The organism is Lysinibacillus antri (assembly GCF_003977595.1).
Taxonomy (GTDB): Bacteria; Bacillota; Bacilli; order Bacillales_A; family Planococcaceae; genus Ureibacillus; species Ureibacillus antri.
The window spans coordinates 60,916-78,167 of sequence record NZ_RYYR01000002.1; the positions used below are offsets into that span (position 1 = coordinate 60,916).

14 protein-coding genes are annotated in these 17,252 nt (G+C 37.1%); 3 read left to right on the forward strand and 11 right to left on the reverse strand.

The window, feature by feature from the left end:
• Window positions 1–12 precede the first annotated feature (12 nt).
• The 7 genes from pyk to EK386_RS01970 all read right to left on the reverse strand — a co-directional run bounded on the left by pyk (window position 13) and on the right by EK386_RS01970 (window position 9,926).
• Window positions 13–1,773 carry a pyruvate kinase gene (gene pyk / locus EK386_RS01940; RefSeq protein WP_126657334.1) on the reverse strand — a complete coding sequence of 587 codons (1,761 nt, stop codon included), beginning with the start codon at window positions 1,771–1,773 and terminating at the stop codon, window positions 13–15.
• Window positions 1,774–1,795: 22 nt separating this feature from the next.
• Window positions 1,796–2,755 (reverse strand): 6-phosphofructokinase, encoded by a 960-nt coding sequence (pfkA, locus tag EK386_RS01945; RefSeq protein WP_126657335.1) that lies wholly within the window; start codon window positions 2,753–2,755, stop codon window positions 1,796–1,798.
• 292 nt (window positions 2,756–3,047) lie between these two features.
• Window positions 3,048–4,013, reverse strand: a complete 966-nt coding sequence (accA, locus tag EK386_RS01950) for an acetyl-CoA carboxylase carboxyl transferase subunit alpha (RefSeq protein ID WP_126657336.1) — start codon at window positions 4,011–4,013, stop codon at window positions 3,048–3,050.
• The gene (accD, locus tag EK386_RS01955) at window positions 4,006–4,878 is read right to left on the reverse strand and encodes an acetyl-CoA carboxylase, carboxyltransferase subunit beta (protein WP_126657337.1); all 873 of its coding nucleotides are present in this window, start codon (window positions 4,876–4,878) and stop codon (window positions 4,006–4,008) included. Before accD ends, accA begins: the two co-directional genes overlap by 8 nt.
• A gap of 26 nt (window positions 4,879–4,904) precedes the next feature.
• Window positions 4,905–5,549 carry a FadR/GntR family transcriptional regulator gene (locus EK386_RS01960; protein WP_126657338.1) on the reverse strand — a complete coding sequence of 215 codons (645 nt, stop codon included), beginning with the start codon at window positions 5,547–5,549 and terminating at the stop codon, window positions 4,905–4,907.
• 313 nt (window positions 5,550–5,862) lie between these two features.
• Entirely contained in the window at window positions 5,863–8,964 is a 3,102-nt protein-coding gene (gene dnaE, locus EK386_RS01965; RefSeq protein ID WP_126657339.1) for a DNA polymerase III subunit alpha, read from the reverse strand.
• A gap of 17 nt (window positions 8,965–8,981) precedes the next feature.
• Window positions 8,982–9,926 carry a DHH family phosphoesterase gene (locus EK386_RS01970; protein ID WP_126657340.1) on the reverse strand — a complete coding sequence of 315 codons (945 nt, stop codon included), beginning with the start codon at window positions 9,924–9,926 and terminating at the stop codon, window positions 8,982–8,984.
• A gap of 101 nt (window positions 9,927–10,027) precedes the next feature.
• Here EK386_RS01970 and EK386_RS01975 point away from each other — a divergent pair, with 101 nt between their 5' ends.
• Window positions 10,028–10,336 (forward strand): YtpI family protein, encoded by a 309-nt coding sequence (locus EK386_RS01975; RefSeq protein WP_246027557.1) that lies wholly within the window; start codon window positions 10,028–10,030, stop codon window positions 10,334–10,336.
• Window positions 10,337–10,648: 312 nt separating this feature from the next.
• On the opposite strand, the gene EK386_RS01980 is transcribed toward EK386_RS01975, so the two are convergent.
• Both EK386_RS01980 and EK386_RS01985 read right to left on the reverse strand, forming a co-directional pair.
• Window positions 10,649–11,956 carry a DRTGG domain-containing protein gene (locus tag EK386_RS01980; RefSeq protein ID WP_126657341.1) on the reverse strand — a complete coding sequence of 436 codons (1,308 nt, stop codon included), beginning with the start codon at window positions 11,954–11,956 and terminating at the stop codon, window positions 10,649–10,651.
• A gap of 146 nt (window positions 11,957–12,102) precedes the next feature.
• Window positions 12,103–12,783 carry a metal-dependent hydrolase gene (locus tag EK386_RS01985; protein ID WP_126657342.1) on the reverse strand — a complete coding sequence of 227 codons (681 nt, stop codon included), beginning with the start codon at window positions 12,781–12,783 and terminating at the stop codon, window positions 12,103–12,105.
• A gap of 131 nt (window positions 12,784–12,914) precedes the next feature.
• On the opposite strand from EK386_RS01985, the gene EK386_RS01990 reads away from it, so the two are divergent.
• Window positions 12,915–14,003 carry a M24 family metallopeptidase gene (locus tag EK386_RS01990; protein ID WP_126657343.1) on the forward strand — a complete coding sequence of 363 codons (1,089 nt, stop codon included), beginning with the start codon at window positions 12,915–12,917 and terminating at the stop codon, window positions 14,001–14,003.
• A 51-nt stretch (window positions 14,004–14,054) separates the two neighbouring features.
• Here the strand turns inward: EK386_RS01990 and ald are convergent, their stop codons facing one another.
• A complete protein-coding gene (gene ald, locus EK386_RS01995; RefSeq protein ID WP_126657486.1) occupies window positions 14,055–15,170 on the reverse strand; it encodes an alanine dehydrogenase in 1,116 nt (371 codons plus the stop codon).
• A gap of 493 nt (window positions 15,171–15,663) precedes the next feature.
• Between ald and EK386_RS02000 the strand changes: the two genes are divergently transcribed.
• Window positions 15,664–16,113: a universal stress protein gene (locus EK386_RS02000; RefSeq protein ID WP_126657344.1), complete on the forward strand. Its 450-nt coding sequence runs from the start codon at window positions 15,664–15,666 to the stop codon at window positions 16,111–16,113.
• Between the two features lie 96 nt (window positions 16,114–16,209).
• On the opposite strand, the gene EK386_RS02005 is transcribed toward EK386_RS02000, so the two are convergent.
• On the reverse strand, window positions 16,210–17,142 hold the full coding sequence (locus EK386_RS02005) for a class I SAM-dependent methyltransferase (RefSeq protein ID WP_126657345.1): 933 nt from the start codon (window positions 17,140–17,142) through the stop codon (window positions 16,210–16,212).
• Window positions 17,143–17,252: the final 110 nt, after the last annotated feature.

The following is a 17,252-nucleotide window of genomic DNA, read 5'->3' on the forward strand; positions in this document are numbered from 1 at the left end:
CTTCCGCTTTTCTTATAGCACGCTTGCATGCCCTTTATAAATAACGCCTGTTTCTGCATCCATCGTAATTTCTTGACCATGTCGAATTAAAGTAGTTGCTTCTTTAACCCCTACGATTACTGGAATACCTAAGCTTAATCCTACCACTGCGGCATGGCTTGTTAAACCGCCTTCCTCTGTAATAATCCCAACGCAATTTTCAATAATTGGCATCATTTCGCGGTCTGTACTAACGGATACTAATATGCACCCATCTGTATCATAAGCTTGTGCTTCTTCAGCATTTTTTGCAACAATCGCTTTCCCAACAACCGAAAGTTTTCCAACACCTTGCCCTTTAGCTAGTAAATCACCAATCACGTGAACTTTCATAAGGTTCGTTGTTCCTGCTTCACCAACTGGTACCCCAGCAGTAATGATTACAACATCTCCATGATCTACATAACCATGTTTTAAAGATTCATCTACAGCTAATTCTAAGATTTCATCCGTTGTCGTAACTTTTGGCGTTACGATTGGTGTTACGCCCCAAACAAGGGTTAATTGTTGTGCAGTGGAGTGTTCATTTGTAATGGCAAAAATTTGAACACCAGGGCGATATTTTGCAATCATTTTCGCCGTATTTCCACTTGAAGTAGGAGCTAGTACTGCCTTAACCCCTAAATTAATGGATGTATAGGCCACTGCTTGTGAAAGAGCTTCTGTCATAGATGTTCCCTTTTCACGACTTCTTGTTGATACAATTGAACGATAGTCTAGTGATTTTTCAGTATACTCTGCAATTTTGTTCATTGTTCGAACGGATTCTACAGGATAGTTCCCTGCAGCCGTTTCTCCGGATAACATGATTGCATCTGTACCATCAATAATGGCATTAGCCACGTCTGACGCTTCTGCTCGTGTAGGACGAGGATTACGCTGCATCGAATCTAACATTTGTGTAGCAGTAATAACTGGTTTTCCTACTTGATTACATTTTCTAATTAACGTTTTTTGCACAAGCGGCACTTCTTCAGCTGGAATTTCCACACCTAAATCACCACGTGCAACCATCAAACCGTCTGAAACTTGAATAATTTCATCGATATGATCTACACCTTCTTGGTTTTCGATTTTTGGAATGATTTGAATATGACTTCCACCATTTTGTTCTAAAAGTTCACGAATTTCTAGAACATCACTAGCCGTACGAACGAATGAAGCTGCGATAAAATCGATTCCTTGTTCAATACCAAATAAAATATCTTGTGCATCTTTTTCTGTTATTCCTGGTAATTTAACTGAAACGCCTGGTACGTTAACACCTTTTTTATTTTTCAGTACGCCTGGATTTTCAACAATCGTCGTGATTAACCCTTTTTCATTATCTTTCGCTAATACACGAAGCTCGATTAGTCCGTCATCTAATAAAATACGATCGTTTTGATCCACATCATTAATTAGTTGATCATACGTAATGGAAAAGGCGTTTTCATTCCCTACAACTTCTGTCATCGAAATATCAATAACTTGTCCTTGTGTAAGATGTAACTCCCCATTTTCCATTGTATGGGTACGAATTTCTGGACCCTTTGTATCTAATAAAATACCGACCGTTTTATTTAACTTTTCTGCTACATCTCGGATTGTTGCAATACGTACGGCATGATCAGCATGATCTCCGTGTGAAAAGTTTAGTCTTGCTACGTTCATACCTGCTAATATAAGTTTCTCTAACATTTCTGGTGATTCACTTGCAGGACCTATCGTACATACAATTTTTGTTTTTCTCATTTTTTTCTCTCCGTAACATTAATTAAATTGAAAGTTCTTTAGATAATGTGTATAACGTCACATCTGCTTTATGTTTATTTATAAATACTTCTTCTATATCATAATCGATAATTTGGTGATTGTTGATGCCAATAGCACGGCCACTACGCCCTTCAAGCAAAACTTCTACTGCTTTTGCACCTAATCGGCCCGCTAACACACGATCTCTTGCAGAAGGGGACCCACCACGTTGAATATGACCTAATACAGACACTCTAGTTATAATATTTGCTTTTTCTTTTAAGATTTTCGCAAGCTCGCTACCGGACATTACACCTTCAGCGACGATAATAATACTATGTTTTTTCCCGCGAGCCTCACCACGTTTAATGCGATTGACTATGTCATCAATGTTATAGGACTCTTCAGGAATTAATATTGACTCTGCACCAGCTGCAAGACCAGCCCATAATGCGATGTCACCCGCATCTCTTCCCATTACTTCTACAACGAACGAATTTTCATGACTTGTTGCCGTATCTCGAATTTTATCGATTGATTCAATAACCGTATTAAGAGCTGTGTCAAACCCAATCGTATATTCTGTTCCTGGAATGTCGTTATCAATTGTTCCAGGCACGCCTACACATGGAAAGCCTTTTTGTGAAAGTGCATGTGCGCCACGATAAGAACCATCTCCACCAATAACGACTAGACCTTCTACATTGGCTTCTCTCATTTTTTCAATGCCTTGGTACTGATAGCGATCCTCTTTAAACTGAGGACATCTAGAGGAAAATAATTTTGTTCCACCACGTTGAATAATCCCACCAACCGAACCTAAATCTAATAATTCCATTCTTCCTTCGATGAAACCTTCATAACCGTGAAAAATCCCCATCACTTCAACACCATGATAGCTTGCTTTTCGAACGACTGCCCGAATTGCGGCATTCATGCCAGGTGAGTCTCCGCCACTAGTTAAAACTGCTATTCTTTTCATCGTTCTTATATCCTCCTAATAAATCTCTACTAAGACACATTAGCATAAAAACCAATCATTGTAATTATTTGAAGATTGCTATTACATTAATTTATTAAAAAATTTGCGATATCTTAATGTTTGACATATTTATTTGAAAATAAATCAATAATATTATTTTACCTTTATTAGAAAAAAACGACAAAACTCTTTTTTCCATAAAAGGGAGGGAAATACGAATTTACCCTTTTATAGAAACAATAGCACCTCGACCATTCAAGCGGCCGAGGTGTATTTTTAAACTTTTACTTTTTTATAGATCCTCTAATTCTATATATTGTCCAATTTTTCGAAACTTATCATAACGACTTTCTACTAATTCAGTTTCTGTTAATGTAGACAATTGTTGTAGAGCATTAGCCAGTACATCTTTTAGGAATGCTGATTGTGCTTGCAAATCACGGTGCGCTCCGCCTGCTACTTCTGGAACAATATCATCAATGATGTCCATTTGCTTTAGGTCACCAGCCGTAATTTTCATCGCTTCCGCTGCCTGTTTTGCTAAAGACGCATCCTTCCAAAGAATAGAAGCCGCACCTTCTGGAGAAATAACGGAATAGGTTGAGTTTTCAAGCATATAAATTTTATTTGCAACGCCAAGTGCTAATGCACCGCCACTACCACCTTCTCCAATAACAACACTAATTACAGGTACTCTTAAACCAGCCATCTCAAACAAATTTTTAGCAATTGCTTCACTTTGACCGCGCTCTTCCGCTGCTTTTCCTGGGTACGCGCCTTTCGTATCGATAAAACAAATAATAGGGCGATTAAATTTTTCCGCTTGTTTCATTAATCGTAGTGCTTTTCGGTACCCTTCTGGATGAGGCATCCCAAAGTTACGACGAATATTTTCTTTTGTCGCTTTACCACGTTGATGGCCAATAATTGTGATAGGTTGTCCTTCAAAAAACGCTATACCACCGACAATTGCTTCATCGTCCCCATAGAAACGATCCCCATGTAGTTCAATAAAGTCTGTAAAAATTTCTTTTACGTAATCTAATGTTGTTGGTCTAGAAGGATGTCTTGCTACTTGAACACGATCCCAAGGTTGCATATTGGAATAGATTTTAGATTCGAGTTGTATGAGCCGAGTCTCTAACGTTTCAATTTCATCACCCATATCAACATCCGCATTGCTAGCGATTTCTTTTAACTCGTTAATTTTTTCGCGAAGTTTTACAACCGGTTCTTCAAAACCAAGTGCTTTAGACATAAGCAATACCTCCTTTACGATGGATCTTTACAATCGTACCAACATTGTCTTTCATTTCTTTACGATGGAAAATTGCATCGAGCTGCCCATGTGCTAGTAAAAACTCTGCTGTTTGGAAATCATCCGGCAGTTTTTCACGAACGGTTTGCTCAATAACACGACGTCCTGCAAATCCAATTAAAGCTTGTGGTTCAGCAATATTAATATCCCCTAAAGATGCAAAGCTTGCTGATACTCCGCCTGTTGTAGGGTGTGTCATAATCGAAATAAATAGGAGCCCGTGCTCACTATGGCGTTTTAACGCAACACTTGTTTTTGCCATTTGCATTAAAGAAATAACGCCTTCCTGCATACGCGCCCCACCACTTGCAGTAAATATAATAAATGGCAATTGGTACTCTGTCGCTTTTTCAATGGCTCTTGTTATTTTTTCACCAACAACTGACCCCATTGATCCCATTCGGAAATGAGAGTCCATAATGGCCACAACGACTTGTTCTCCTTTTACACTCCCCATACCTGTAAGAACGGCTTCATTAAGTCCTGTTTTTTGCGTATCAATTTCCACTTTATCAAGATAAGATGGGAATTTTAATGGGTTAGAAGTTCTTAGGTGATCATCAAAGGACTCAAATGTTCCTTCATCAATAAAAATATCTACCCTTTCCCACGCGGTCATTTTATAATGATGGTCACAATTCGGGCATACTTTCAGGTTAGTTTCTAATTCCTTCGTTAAATAAATCTTTTTACATTCCGGACATTTAGTCATTAAGTCCGCTGGAAAGGAGTTTTCTTTATTACGTTCAACTAGGATGCCTTTATTTTTCTTCTTGTTAATCGATAATAGATTTCTTATCGCCACTGCACTTCCCCCTTATAGATCGTTTTTCATATGCTTGTTTTTAAAATATCCATCCATTGTTCATATGCGTCAAATGCTTCTCTTTCATCTCCCATTTGCAATGCTTGTAAGAGCCTTTGAAGAACAGGCTTCTCCTCGTCTACTGTGAATTGCTTTAATGGTTTTGTACTATATGCTGCGAGTTGGAGCCAAATTTTTAAAGCTAGTCGATTGCCCGATGCAATGAGTAACTCTCTTAAAATATGATCACGTACTGTATCTTCATCTTCTTCCAGATTATTAAATAAACTTTCCCAGACAGGTAGTTTTCTTAATGTTTCCTTAGAACAGATTACTCGAATTGCTTCTCTTTCATGCATTTTTCTTGTTGTATGAACGTCTTCAATTGATTTATTTTCTTGTAAAATGAAGGATGCTAATATTTCTACTAATTGATGTGATTGAAAGGATGCTAGAAATGTCCCCCCACCATGTCGTGTTTCGATTAAACCTAATAATTCTAAGCTTCGCAACGCTTCACGAACTGAAGAACGACCGACATTTAACCTTTCTGAAAGTACCCGCTCGGATGGTAATTTATCACCCGGTTGAATATTTTCAAGCTTAATCAGTTCTCTTAATTGACTTACAATCTCTAAAAATACTTTTTTATTTTCTTGTTTTTTATCCATAAGCCCCCCGAAAGTCACGGTAAGAAAAGCGGAGGGCGCACGTTAGCTCCGACAACATCCGTAACAATCAGCAAAGGACGATTGTTATCCATAGTGGTGATTTAGAAGTTGCCCTAGGAGCTAGCGCCTGCAGCTAGACACTTTTCAAACTCCAGAAAATTATATTTCGTTCTTTTTGTTAGAAATTCCTTTTCTACATTCAATTAGTTATCGAACAAAAAGTGGTCTGACCACTTTTTATTAGAATACATAATGACCCTCTCTTTGTAAAGAAAAAACTGTGCGTTTTTGCACAGTTTTTTATATTTCTTTCTTAACTTTTCTCGTTTGAGTGAATATTTTTCAATATTTTAACTTTTATTTGCGGAATCCCATTTCGGAATTCTAACAGTCCATCTATATAAACAATTTGATCTTTTTTCATCCATCCAATGACTTCATTGTATTGTTTTGGAAAAAGGGTAATAGAAATCGAACCATATTCATCTTGAACTTGTACAAAGGCCATCAATTCTCCCTTTTTCGTACGAATTTGACGAATATCTTCAACCATCGCCACGATTTTTACAAATGAATTTGGTCGTGCTTTTACTAAACTTTGCGTTGATGGATGAATTCCATCCCATTTATTTCGTTCGAGTGCTACAGGATGTTCAGACAAATAAAATCCTAAAACCTCTTTTTCGAATTGAAGTTTCTCTTTTTCTGGCATAGGCGGCGCTTCAATATATTTTGGTTTTCCAAAAATAAACCCTTCCGATGAAAATAAATCACTTTCTTCTGTCGGTCGAACAATTTTAGCATGTTTTTCAGCTGCTTCAATGGTCGCAAGTAGAGTTGATCGTTCTTTATTAAAATCATCCAATGCCCCTGATTTAATTAATGGCTCGATCACTTTCCCATTAAAATAAAGTGCACTTAAACTCACAGCCAAATCAAAGATGTCTTCAAATGGTTGTTGCCTTGACTTTCGTATTTCCATAAGCTTTTGTAAAAACGGCTTAGGAAGTCCTTTAATGGCCGACAAACTAAATCGAATGTTGCCATTTTCAACGGTGAACAATCGATGGCTTTTCGAAATAGAGGGTCTTAATACTTCAATCCCTTTATTTCTAGCTTCGAGTATGAGTTGAAAAAGTTTTTCTTGGTTACCTGTAAAATTAATCATTAAACTAGCATAGAAGTTTGCAGGGTAATGGGCTTTTAAGTAAGCCATTTGATAGGAAATTAAACTATACGCAACAGCATGACTTTTTGGGAAGCCGTAATCAGCAAATCGTACAATTAACGCATACACTTCTTTTGCCACATGTTCTGGAAAACCTTTTGAAATGGCCCCTTTGACAAAGGCAAATTGTTGTTCTTCTAACACTTCTCTTTTCTTTTTACTTACAGCCCTTCTTAACAAGTCGGCTTGTCCAATTGAAAAACCCGCCATTCGATGGGCAATTTGCATAATTTGTTCCTGGTAGACGATAACACCATACGTTTCTTTTAAAATCGGCTCTAGTACCGGGTGTGGCATTACAACAGGCTCTACGTTTGCCTTCCGTTTTGCATACACTGAAATAAATTCCATTGGACCAGGACGGTAAAGAGCATTCACCGCTACAATGTCTAAAAAATGCGTTGGTGCAATTTCTTTTAAAGCATTTTTCATTCCATCTGATTCAAGTTGGAAAATACCTGTTGTATCCCCTTCCCTTAAGAGCTGAAATGTCTTTTCGTCATTAAGGGGAATTTGGTTAAAATCGATTTCTTTTTTCGTTGTGTAAGAAACGGATTGTTTTATATTTTCTAAAATTGTTAAATTACGAAGACCTAAAAAATCCATTTTTAACAAGCCGACGTTTTCCACTTCTTGCATTGGCCATTGAGTTAAATAAATGCCATCATGTCCTTCTTCAATCGGTACAACCTCCACTAATGGAACAGGACTTAACACAACACCTGCTGCATGGGTCGAAGCATTTCGAGGTAACCCCTCTAACTTTTGTGCGGTAAAAAACCATTTTCTTCGTAATGGTTCTGTGTCAACCCAAGAACGAAAAGCTTCAGAAGAACGATATGCTTCTTGTAACGTCACTCCAGGTTTATTTGGAATTAATCTTGAAATCATCGCCAATGTTTCGCCTTCAAAATTAAACATGCGGGCAACATCACGGGCTACTGCCTTTGCTGATAACGTCCCAAAGGTAATAATTTGCGCCACATATTGCTTACCATATTTATTCGCCACATATTGAATAACTTCCTGTCTTTTTGTATCAACAAAATCGATATCAATATCAGGTAACGTGATTCGTTCTGGATTTAAAAAACGTTCAAAAAGCAAGCCATATTTCAACGGATCCACTTGTGTGATTTGGAGACAATACGCTACAAGAGAACTCGCAGACGAACCTCGACCAGGACCTGTTAAAATTTTGGCATGACGAGCAAAATTCATAAAATCAGCAACAATTAAAAAATAGTCTGCATAACCCATGGAATTAATAATATTCAATTCATATTTTAATCGCTTTAAATAATCGTCACCTGGATGATCTGTTTGTAACCGTTCTTTTAAACCGTTATATGCTAAATGGGTAAGTACGTTTTCAGCATTCTGTTCCGGTTGAAGGGGATACTTTGGCATAAAATGACCGTGATTCGTTAGTTCAACCTGGCAACGAAATAAAACGCTCTTACTCTCCTCAAGCCAAATTGCTCGATCCTGAAACCATGTTTCCCATTGTAATGTTGTTGGAACGTATTGCGTATCGTTTCCTCGTTGTACTGCATCGCTTAATTTAATCCCAGTCTCAATGGCTCGAGCTACTTCATATGGAAAATGGTCCTCAGGTTGCATATATAAGCATTCATGAATAGCCATACATTTTATTTGTAGGTGTTCTGCTACAACCGTGGCTTTATTTTCGTATGGTGAAATAAATCCTCCACTACGAGAAATGCCGAATAAAAGGTCTTCATGGAAAATATTGCGTATTTGTTGGATGAATTGTAGATTTTCGTCTTGTAACCAAATAGCATTTTCTTCAAAAACCGGGAGAATCGCCATGCAACCTTTCGCATACGCTGCGAGCCATCTAACCGGCAGACTTTCATCTTCACGTATGGAGATACTACTGCTTATTTTTAGTAAGTTTTTATAACCGTCATTTGTTTTCGCATAAATGATGACGGGCATCGTCAGTTCATTTGTAATTTGAACCTTTGTGATAAGGCCAATTACCGGATGAATCCCTGCATTTTTCATTGCATACCAAAAAGGCAAAAGCCCGTACAATTTTGAATTGACCATTGCACAAGCTTCTACCTTTTGATTTTGTAAAAATGGGATGAGCTCTTCGATACGAATAGTACTCTTTAAAAGGTCAGCACTTGTTCGTATTTGTGGATATACAACTGTCAAACTTCATCCCTCCATTATTATTTATAGTCACGACAAAGTATTTTTAAATCTTCAATTGCACGGTCTACTTCTTCCCATGTATGAACCGTTGCACCCGAAGCAAGAGGATGGCCGCCACCATTATATTTTTTAGCTAATTGATTAATGATCGGTCCCTTCGAACGTAAACGAACGCGGATTTGGTCTTTTTCTTCTATAAAGATTAACCAAGCCGTTACCCCTTTAATATTACTAAATGAACCAACTAACAAGGATGTTTCAGATGGTGTTACTTGGAATTTCTCTAATATTTCTTTTGTTAGTTTAATATAAGCTGCACCATTTTCATCCATACTGAAGTTTTCATACATATAGCCTTGCAAATGTAATAGATTCGGCTCTTTTTCATACATACTATTAAAAATCTCATTGCGATCAAAATTGTAGCGAATCAATTGACCTGCAACTTCAAATGTTCTCACTGTAGCACTTGGGAATAAAAATCGGCCTGTATCTCCTACGATACCTGCAAAGAGTAAACGAGCTGCTTCATCTGGTAATACCCAACTTTTGTATTTGACACCTTCTGAATAAAGCTCATAAATCATTTCACTACAAGAACTTGCATTTGTATCCACCCATAATAAATCACCATACGCATCGTCATTTGGATGATGGTCGATTTTAATAAGGTACGCGCCATTTGGATAACGGCGATCATCAATGCGATCTGTATTGGCAGTATCCGTTACGATAATTAAGGCATCCTGATAAAATGCATCATCTACTGTATCTGGATGGGCTAAAAACGTTAACGTCTTCTCGTGTTCTCCCACGGCATAAAACGTTTTATTCGGATAATTTGCTTGTAAAAGGTGTTTTAAGCCAAATTGAGATCCATATGCATCTGGATCTGGTCGTACGTGACGATGAATAATGATTTTGTCGTATTGTTCAATTGTGTCGATGATTTGACGTTTCAAGTGGATTTCCTCCTGATGATTTTAATTTTTGTTATATCTGTTAGCATTTTTTTATAAAAATCGTTACAATATTATCAGTGCTTTTGTGGGAGGTTCAAATAATGTTTTTTAATTTCTTTTTTTTAACGTTAATTATCTTATCATTTGTAGCTTATTTTTATTTTAAAACAAAACAATTCCGAGCTACATTACCAATTAGAAAAAAGTGGTATAAAGCGCAATCAGGCGTAGCGTTAGGCTGCTTTTTAATTTCATTCGGCTGCAATGCGGGCGTTGTCCATCCAACATTGGTAGGTTACGGAATCGGGGCAATTTTTGTTATATTTGGTTTTATGTATGCATTTTCACAGTTTAAACGTGTTCGCCACGAAGGACGTTTTGTTAAAGAAGAATATGAATTAAACAAATAAATTAGAAAAGCGGAAGGTGCTCGCCCAGCTCCGAAAACAACTGACCGACAAAAACGCCACATCGGTGCTCCTGCGATTACTCGTCGCAAAGTGTCTTTGTGGCATTGTCGGCACTAGCACGTCCATGTGCGTCAGAAGAATCGTCGAAAGGACGCTTTTTGTCCTTGAAGGCGATTTGCGAAGTTGTCGAGGAGCTAGCACCTGTAGCTAGACACTGTTAGGAGGCTGACCCAAACAATACGTTTGAGTTAGCCTTTTTATCTTCATTCAGCAAATAAATATTAGCTGAATGAAGATCGAGCCTCGGACTGATTATCGTTCTAATAACTGGAACATCATCATTGCTTTCCCTACAAGTGTATTGCCATTAAATATATCAAAATCCATTTTAACAAATTTACGACTCATATCTAAAATATGAGGCACTACAGTTAAGACGCTTTCCATTTGGATTGGCTTAATAAAGTAAATGGTCATATTTTCTGCAACAGCATCGCCACGTTTTCGTCTTTTCAGTGCAAAGGCCCCTACTTCGGCTAGTAACGTTGTAAATGCACCATATGAAATCGCTCCATAATGATTTGTCATTTGAGGAGTAACGGTAAACTCCACAACGACATCCTCTTCACCCATTACTTTCATTTCACTTTTCACAAGGTCATCAATTGTTTCGCCATGTTGCGGTTGTCTTTGTGCATGTTGCAATGCCTTTAAGACGTCCTGGCGACTGATTACTCCTTGAAGAATCCCATCATCATTTACAATAGGAAGTAAGTCAATCCCTTCCCAAATCATACGGTGACCTGCTGAGGCAACACTCGTTTTCATGGATCCGGAAATTGGATTTTTCGTCATCACTTTATCAATCGGTTCGTGATCTTCTTTTCCAATGACGTCTTTTACGGTTACCATACCGACTAATTTATTCGTATGGGTTAATACTGGAAATGCGCCATGGGATGTTTTCATATTTAAATTTTGGAAGTCAGCAATGGAATCCGTATTTCTTAATGTTGCTGTTTCCTCCATTGGGATATAAATATCTTCTATTAATAAAATATCTTTTTTGATTAGTTGGTCATAGATTGCACGGTTAATCATCGTTGCTACTGTGAACGTATCATAACTAGAGGAAATAATCGGCAACTCTAACTCATCAGCTAAGCGTTTATTTTCTTCGGTTGTATCAAATCCACCCGTAATTAAAACCGCTGCACCTGCTTTTAAGGCGTTTTGATGTGCTTGAATACGATTCCCAACAATTAGAAGACTTCCAGCATCAGTATAACGCATCATATCATCAAGTTGCATAGCACCAATAACGAATTTCGTTAATGTTTTATGTAACCCTGCCTTCCCACCTAACACTTGTCCATCTACTATATTTACAATTTCAGCAAAGGTTAAACGTTCTATATTTTCTTTTTTCTTTTTTTCGATTCGAATCGTTCCAACACGTTCAATGGAACTCACTAACCGGCGATTTTCAGCTTCCTTAATTGCACGATAGGCAGTACCTTCACTAACCTGCATTTCCTTTGCAATTTGTCGAACTGATATTTTATCGCCAACAGGTAATGACTCGATATATTGTAAAATTTTCTCATGTTTTGTTGACATGGTTATCACCTATTCCCATCTATCTTTCCTTGCCATAAGTGTATCACATTTCAATTATGTATAGTGATGATTGGAAGGTCTATTAGGTGAAAAAATTAAGAAAGTAGCCTAATGTAAAGGTACTTTCTTAATTGGAGAAATTCATCTTAAAGAACTACTTTATCACCAGCATTTAAAATTTGAACGTTACTATCCTTCACTAACTCTGCAAATTTCGTCGGATCTTGGCTAATGATCGGGAATGTATTGTAATGTATCGGTACAACATGTTTTGGTTTTAACAATGAAACTGCATAGGCTGCATCTTCAGGACCCATTGTAAAATTGTCTCCAATTGGTAAAAATGCTACATCAATTTCATTACGATCGCCAATTAATTTCATATCACCAAATAATGCTGTATCGCCTGCGTGGTAAATCGTTAAACCTTCCGCGTATAGCAATATACCGCCTGGGTTACCTGTATTAATCATTTCATTGTTCTCTGTTTCATAGACAGAGCCATGGAATGCTAACGTATATTTCACCTTCCCGAATGGAAACTCATATGCGCCCCCTACTCCCATTGGATGTGCATTAATACCTTGTGATTGTAAATAAACAGCTAATTCATTTAGCGCAATAACGAGGGAATTATTTGCTCTTGCTAATTCAATTGTGTCTCCTACATGATCGTTATGTCCATGTGTCAGTAGAATAACATCTGGCTTTTCTTCTGCTACCTTCAAATCAGTAAGGCTATTTCCATTAATAAACGGATCAATAATTATGTTCGCATCGCTTGTTTTAATTTTAACTACAGAATGTCCATGATAAGAAATTTCCATCATTTATCCTCCTTATTCATCACTTGCATCCTTTTTTAAATTCGTCTTTCAGAGGTTTATTTCCTTCTTTTTGCTATACTATATTAGGTGAAAACATCTTCATTAATTGTATATCCGAGGAGGATTTTGATATGGATAAAATAGTAGAACTACAAAAATATTTACAAACAAACAACTATGATGCGGCATTGATCACGACACCTGATAATGTTTTTTACGTGTCCAATTTTAAAAGTAATCCCCATGAACGCCTACTTGGTGTGATGGTTTTCAAAGATGCACCACCTTTATTAATTTGCCCACAAATGGAAGTTCCCGATGCTCGTCAAGCTGGTTGGCCATATGAAGCAATTAGTCATTTAGATACAGATAATCCATGGGAAGTGCTAAACAATGCCATTACATCACGAGGAATCACACTTTCTAGTTTAGCCATTGAAAAATCTCATTTAACGGTCGAACGTTTAGAAGCGTTGCAACAGTTATATCCCCAAGCGAATTTTATCCGTTTAGATGATAAAATAAACGAAATGCGTGTGATTAAAGATGATGTGGAACTAGAAAAAATGCGCCAAGCTGCGAAACTAGCAGATTATGCAATTGAAGTTGGATGTAAAGAAATTGCTGAAGGAAAAACAGAGCTGGAAATCTTAACAGCGATCGAAAATGCCATCAAAGAAAAAGGATATACTATGTCCTTTGAAACGATGGTACTTTCTGGCCCTAAAACGGCAAGCCCCCACGGTACACCAGGGAGCCGCAAAATTCAAAAAGGCGATATGATTTTATTCGACTTAGGCGTTATTTACGATGGCTATTGTTCAGACATAACAAGAACAGTCGCATTTGGTGAACCTTCCGAGGAGCAAAAGTCAATTTATCATGCAGTCCGAGCAGCCAATGAAAATGCAATCAACGCTGTAAAACCAGGGATTCGCGCAATGGATTTAGATAAAATCGCACGAGATACGATCACCCATGCAGGTTTTGGTGAATATTTCACACACCGCTTAGGTCACGGTCTTGGAATATCCGTTCATGAATTTCCTTCTGTAACGGGGACAAACGAGATGGAGCTTCTACCAGGCATGGTCTTTACAATCGAGCCTGGTGTATATAAAGAAGGCGTAACAGGTGTTCGAATAGAAGATGATGTTGTTGTTACTACAAACGGTGTGGAAGTATTAACAAAATTTACGAAAGAACTTCTCGTACTTTAAATAATAGATTAAATTATTAAGCTGCTTTGGCATCCCAAAGCAGCTTTTTCATTACTGTAACATTGTATCTACCGGTACATACTCACGCCCTTGATCTTCTGCAACGGCTTTATAAACAACATATCCATTCAATGTATTAATACCTTTTTTCAATGCTTCATTATCAATACACGCTTGTTTATAGCCTTTATTTGCGATTTGCAATGCATACGGTACTGTATTATTTGTTAAGGCAATTGTAGATGTTCGCGGTACGGCTCCTGGCATATTGGCAACTGCATAATGAACTACACCATGTTTAATATAAATCGGGTCATCATGCGTTGTGACGCGGTCCGTCGTTTCAAAACTTCCTCCTTGATCAATTGCTATATCAACAATAACTGATCCCGGACGCATCGACTTGACCATTTCTTCTGTTACCAATTTAGGCGCTTTCGAACCTGGTATTAATACGGAACCAATGACTAAATCTGACTCTTTTACCGACTCAGCAATATTATAAGGATTCGAAATTAATGTTTGAACAGAGTGACCGAAAATATCTTCTAATTGACGGAGACGCTCAGGATTTACATCTAAAATTGTTACATGAGCACCCATACCTACTGCTACTCTAGCTGCATTCGTTCCAGCCATCCCACCACCAACAACCGTTACTTTGCCACGTTGAACACCGGATACACCACCTAAAAGTATGCCTGTCCCACCGTTCATTTTTTCTAAATATTGTGCACCAATTTGCACCGACATTTTCCCAGCTACTTCGCTCATTGGTGTCAGTAATGGTAAAGATCGATTTGGGAGTTGAACAGTTTCATAAGCAATTCCTACAACCTTTTTATCTAGTAAAGCCTGTGTTAATTCAAACTCAGGAGCTAAATGTAAATAAGTAAATAAAATTAATCCCTCATGAAAATACACATACTCAGACGAAATTGGTTCCTTTACTTTCATCACCATTTCTTGAGACCATGCTTCTTCTGCTGTATAAACTATTTTCGCTCCAGCAGCAATGTAATCTTCGTCCGTAAAGGCTGATCCTAGTCCGGCACCAGTTTCAATAAAAACTTCATGACCAGCACTTGTAAGCGTTACTACTCCAGCTGGTGTCATTGCTACTCGGTATTCATTGTTTTTGATTTCCTTTGGTACTCCAATCTTCATCACCGATACACTCCTTGTTGTAAAAATTCATAAACCAAATACACCTTGGCAACTTGCATTCAGATTTTAAACAGCAATCTAAACTCACTCTAAATCTGTCTTTTGCCAGAGGTTTTCACTTCATTTCTATCGGGTGTAAAACCCAATAAACTCTTAACCTATTTTTCAAACAACTTCCGCTACAAATCGTAAGGAATTTTTGAAAAATTGAAGGTAAAACTATCATATCAATAAATCAAAAAAAGATTAAGTTTAAATGAATAATAATTTAAAATAATTCAAATACAAAGTTAATTACTGTGAATATAGTAAATTAGTAAATAATAATATTTAAAACTTTATACTGATCACTTCTAAGAATATTATGTTGAAAAACGACAATTCTATGTTTTTAATTAGAAATATTTGTGAACTATTAACTAAATTTGTTAATACATATTTTAATTATTTTACCATCTGATATAATAGAGTATATCTCAAAGGGGGAATTAAAATGACTCACTATAAAAGTATTGTAGTAGCGGTAGACGGTTCTAAAGAAGCTGAATACGCATTTAAAAAATCAATCGATGTTGCAAAAAGAAACCAAGATGCTAAATTAAATTTAGTAAACGTAATCGACACTCGTTCGTTTGCAGCAATCGAAGCATATGATCGCTCAATTGCTGAACGTGCACAAAGTTTTTCAGAAGAATTATTAGCTGGCTATAAAAAACAAGCTGAAGATGCTGGCGTTAAAAATGTAAACGTTGTAATTGAATACGGTTCTCCTAAAACAATTATTACAAAAGAGCTTTCTAAATTAGTAGATGCAGATTTAATCGTTTGTGGTGCTACTGGTTTAAATGCGGTTGAACGTTTCCTAATTGGTTCTGTTTCAGAAGCAATCGTTCGTTCATCACAATGTGACGTTTTAGTTGTTAGAACACCTGATAATGACTAATTAAACAAACCAGAGGAATTCAATTTCCTCTGGTTTTTATTTTAAATAAAGAAGCGAACATCTTATTTAACACAAAAGATGTTCGCTCTTTTTCATTTATTTGTTTTCTTTCCACATTTGCACTTTTTCAAAGAACATCGAAAGTGCTTGTTTATTGGACATATTCGGAACTTTCGCTAACAATACTTCTCGAGGAGCTCTTAACTGCTTACTTTGCTTTTGCAAGATTAACATGCTCTTCTCATGAGCTTTTGAAGCAAATAGATTTTCTGGCAACTGAATTACAGCCTGAATCCATACTTGCGTTTTTAAAAATTTATGTAGTTCTTTTGCCTGCTCTGTCTCAAACAAGTTGGCAGGGATTAAGAAAAATAGAAGGCCGCCTTCTTTCGTATGATTAATCGATTGCTCAATTAGTAAATGATGTGCATAGCTCATTCCTTCATGGGCACACAATTCATAATCAAGTGCCACGTCCTCGTTTGGATAATACCCCACTGGCAAATCGCAAACAACTGCATCTACCGGATCAACAAGCATTTTTTGCAATGCATCTTGATGGTAAAGCAGTACAGGCTGTTCAATTAATTCAGCCGTATCCGCAGCTAGACGAATTAACAACTCATCTACTTCGATACCCGTTGCTGCTGATACTTTCCCATTCAGTAAGTTCATTACTGTAAAAAGTAAATTCCCCGTACCAACTGCTGGGTCTAAAATTGAGATTTCATTTTGCTTTAAATGCACTTCGAAAAACTGCTCTACAAAATAACCAACAAGTAGCCCAAGTGTGTCAGGTGTCATTTGATGATTTGGTTGAGAAGTTTTTCTCATTCCTTTTAAAATAGCAATTTGAATCGCTTTACGAATATCTTCTTTTGTCGCATCTTTTCCTACCCATGTTTCTTTTTCTTCGAGGGCATCCTCAAGAGCAAGTAAGATTCCATCTAAAAAAGAGATGTTTTCGGATTGCTCATAGTTTATTGTCTTTTCATTAATATACGAAAATATTTGTTCAAATTTTTCCATCATAGACTCCTTCTGAAATGAACAACCCACTCAGTAGTTTGAGTGGGTGAACATGTACTTCATATTTTTCATGCTTATTAAGCCTATCTTATACTTAAATAGTACTACAA

Bases quoted from the DNA above. Each gene is read 5' to 3' on its own strand.
- pyk (WP_126657334.1), bottom strand. From the start codon at position 1,773: ATGAGAAAAACAAAAATTGTATGTACGATAGGTCCTGCAAGTGAATCA.
- pfkA (WP_126657335.1), bottom strand. From the start codon at position 2,755: ATGAAAAGAATAGCAGTTTTAACTAGTGGCGGAGACTCACCTGGCATG.
- accA (WP_126657336.1), bottom strand. From the start codon at position 4,013: ATGTCTAAAGCACTTGGTTTTGAAGAACCGGTTGTAAAACTTCGCGAA.
- EK386_RS01960 (WP_126657338.1), bottom strand. From the start codon at position 5,549: ATGGATAAAAAACAAGAAAATAAAAAAGTATTTTTAGAGATTGTAAGT.
- EK386_RS01975 (WP_246027557.1), top strand. From the start codon at position 10,028: ATGTTTTTTAATTTCTTTTTTTTAACGTTAATTATCTTATCATTTGTA.
- EK386_RS01980 (WP_126657341.1), bottom strand. From the start codon at position 11,956: ATGTCAACAAAACATGAGAAAATTTTACAATATATCGAGTCATTACCT.
- EK386_RS01985 (WP_126657342.1), bottom strand. From the start codon at position 12,783: ATGGAAATTTCTTATCATGGACATTCTGTAGTTAAAATTAAAACAAGC.
- EK386_RS01990 (WP_126657343.1), top strand. From the start codon at position 12,915: ATGGATAAAATAGTAGAACTACAAAAATATTTACAAACAAACAACTAT.
- ald (WP_126657486.1), bottom strand. From the start codon at position 15,170: ATGAAGATTGGAGTACCAAAGGAAATCAAAAACAATGAATACCGAGTA.
- EK386_RS02000 (WP_126657344.1), top strand. From the start codon at position 15,664: ATGACTCACTATAAAAGTATTGTAGTAGCGGTAGACGGTTCTAAAGAA.
- EK386_RS02005 (WP_126657345.1), bottom strand. From the start codon at position 17,142: ATGGAAAAATTTGAACAAATATTTTCGTATATTAATGAAAAGACAATA.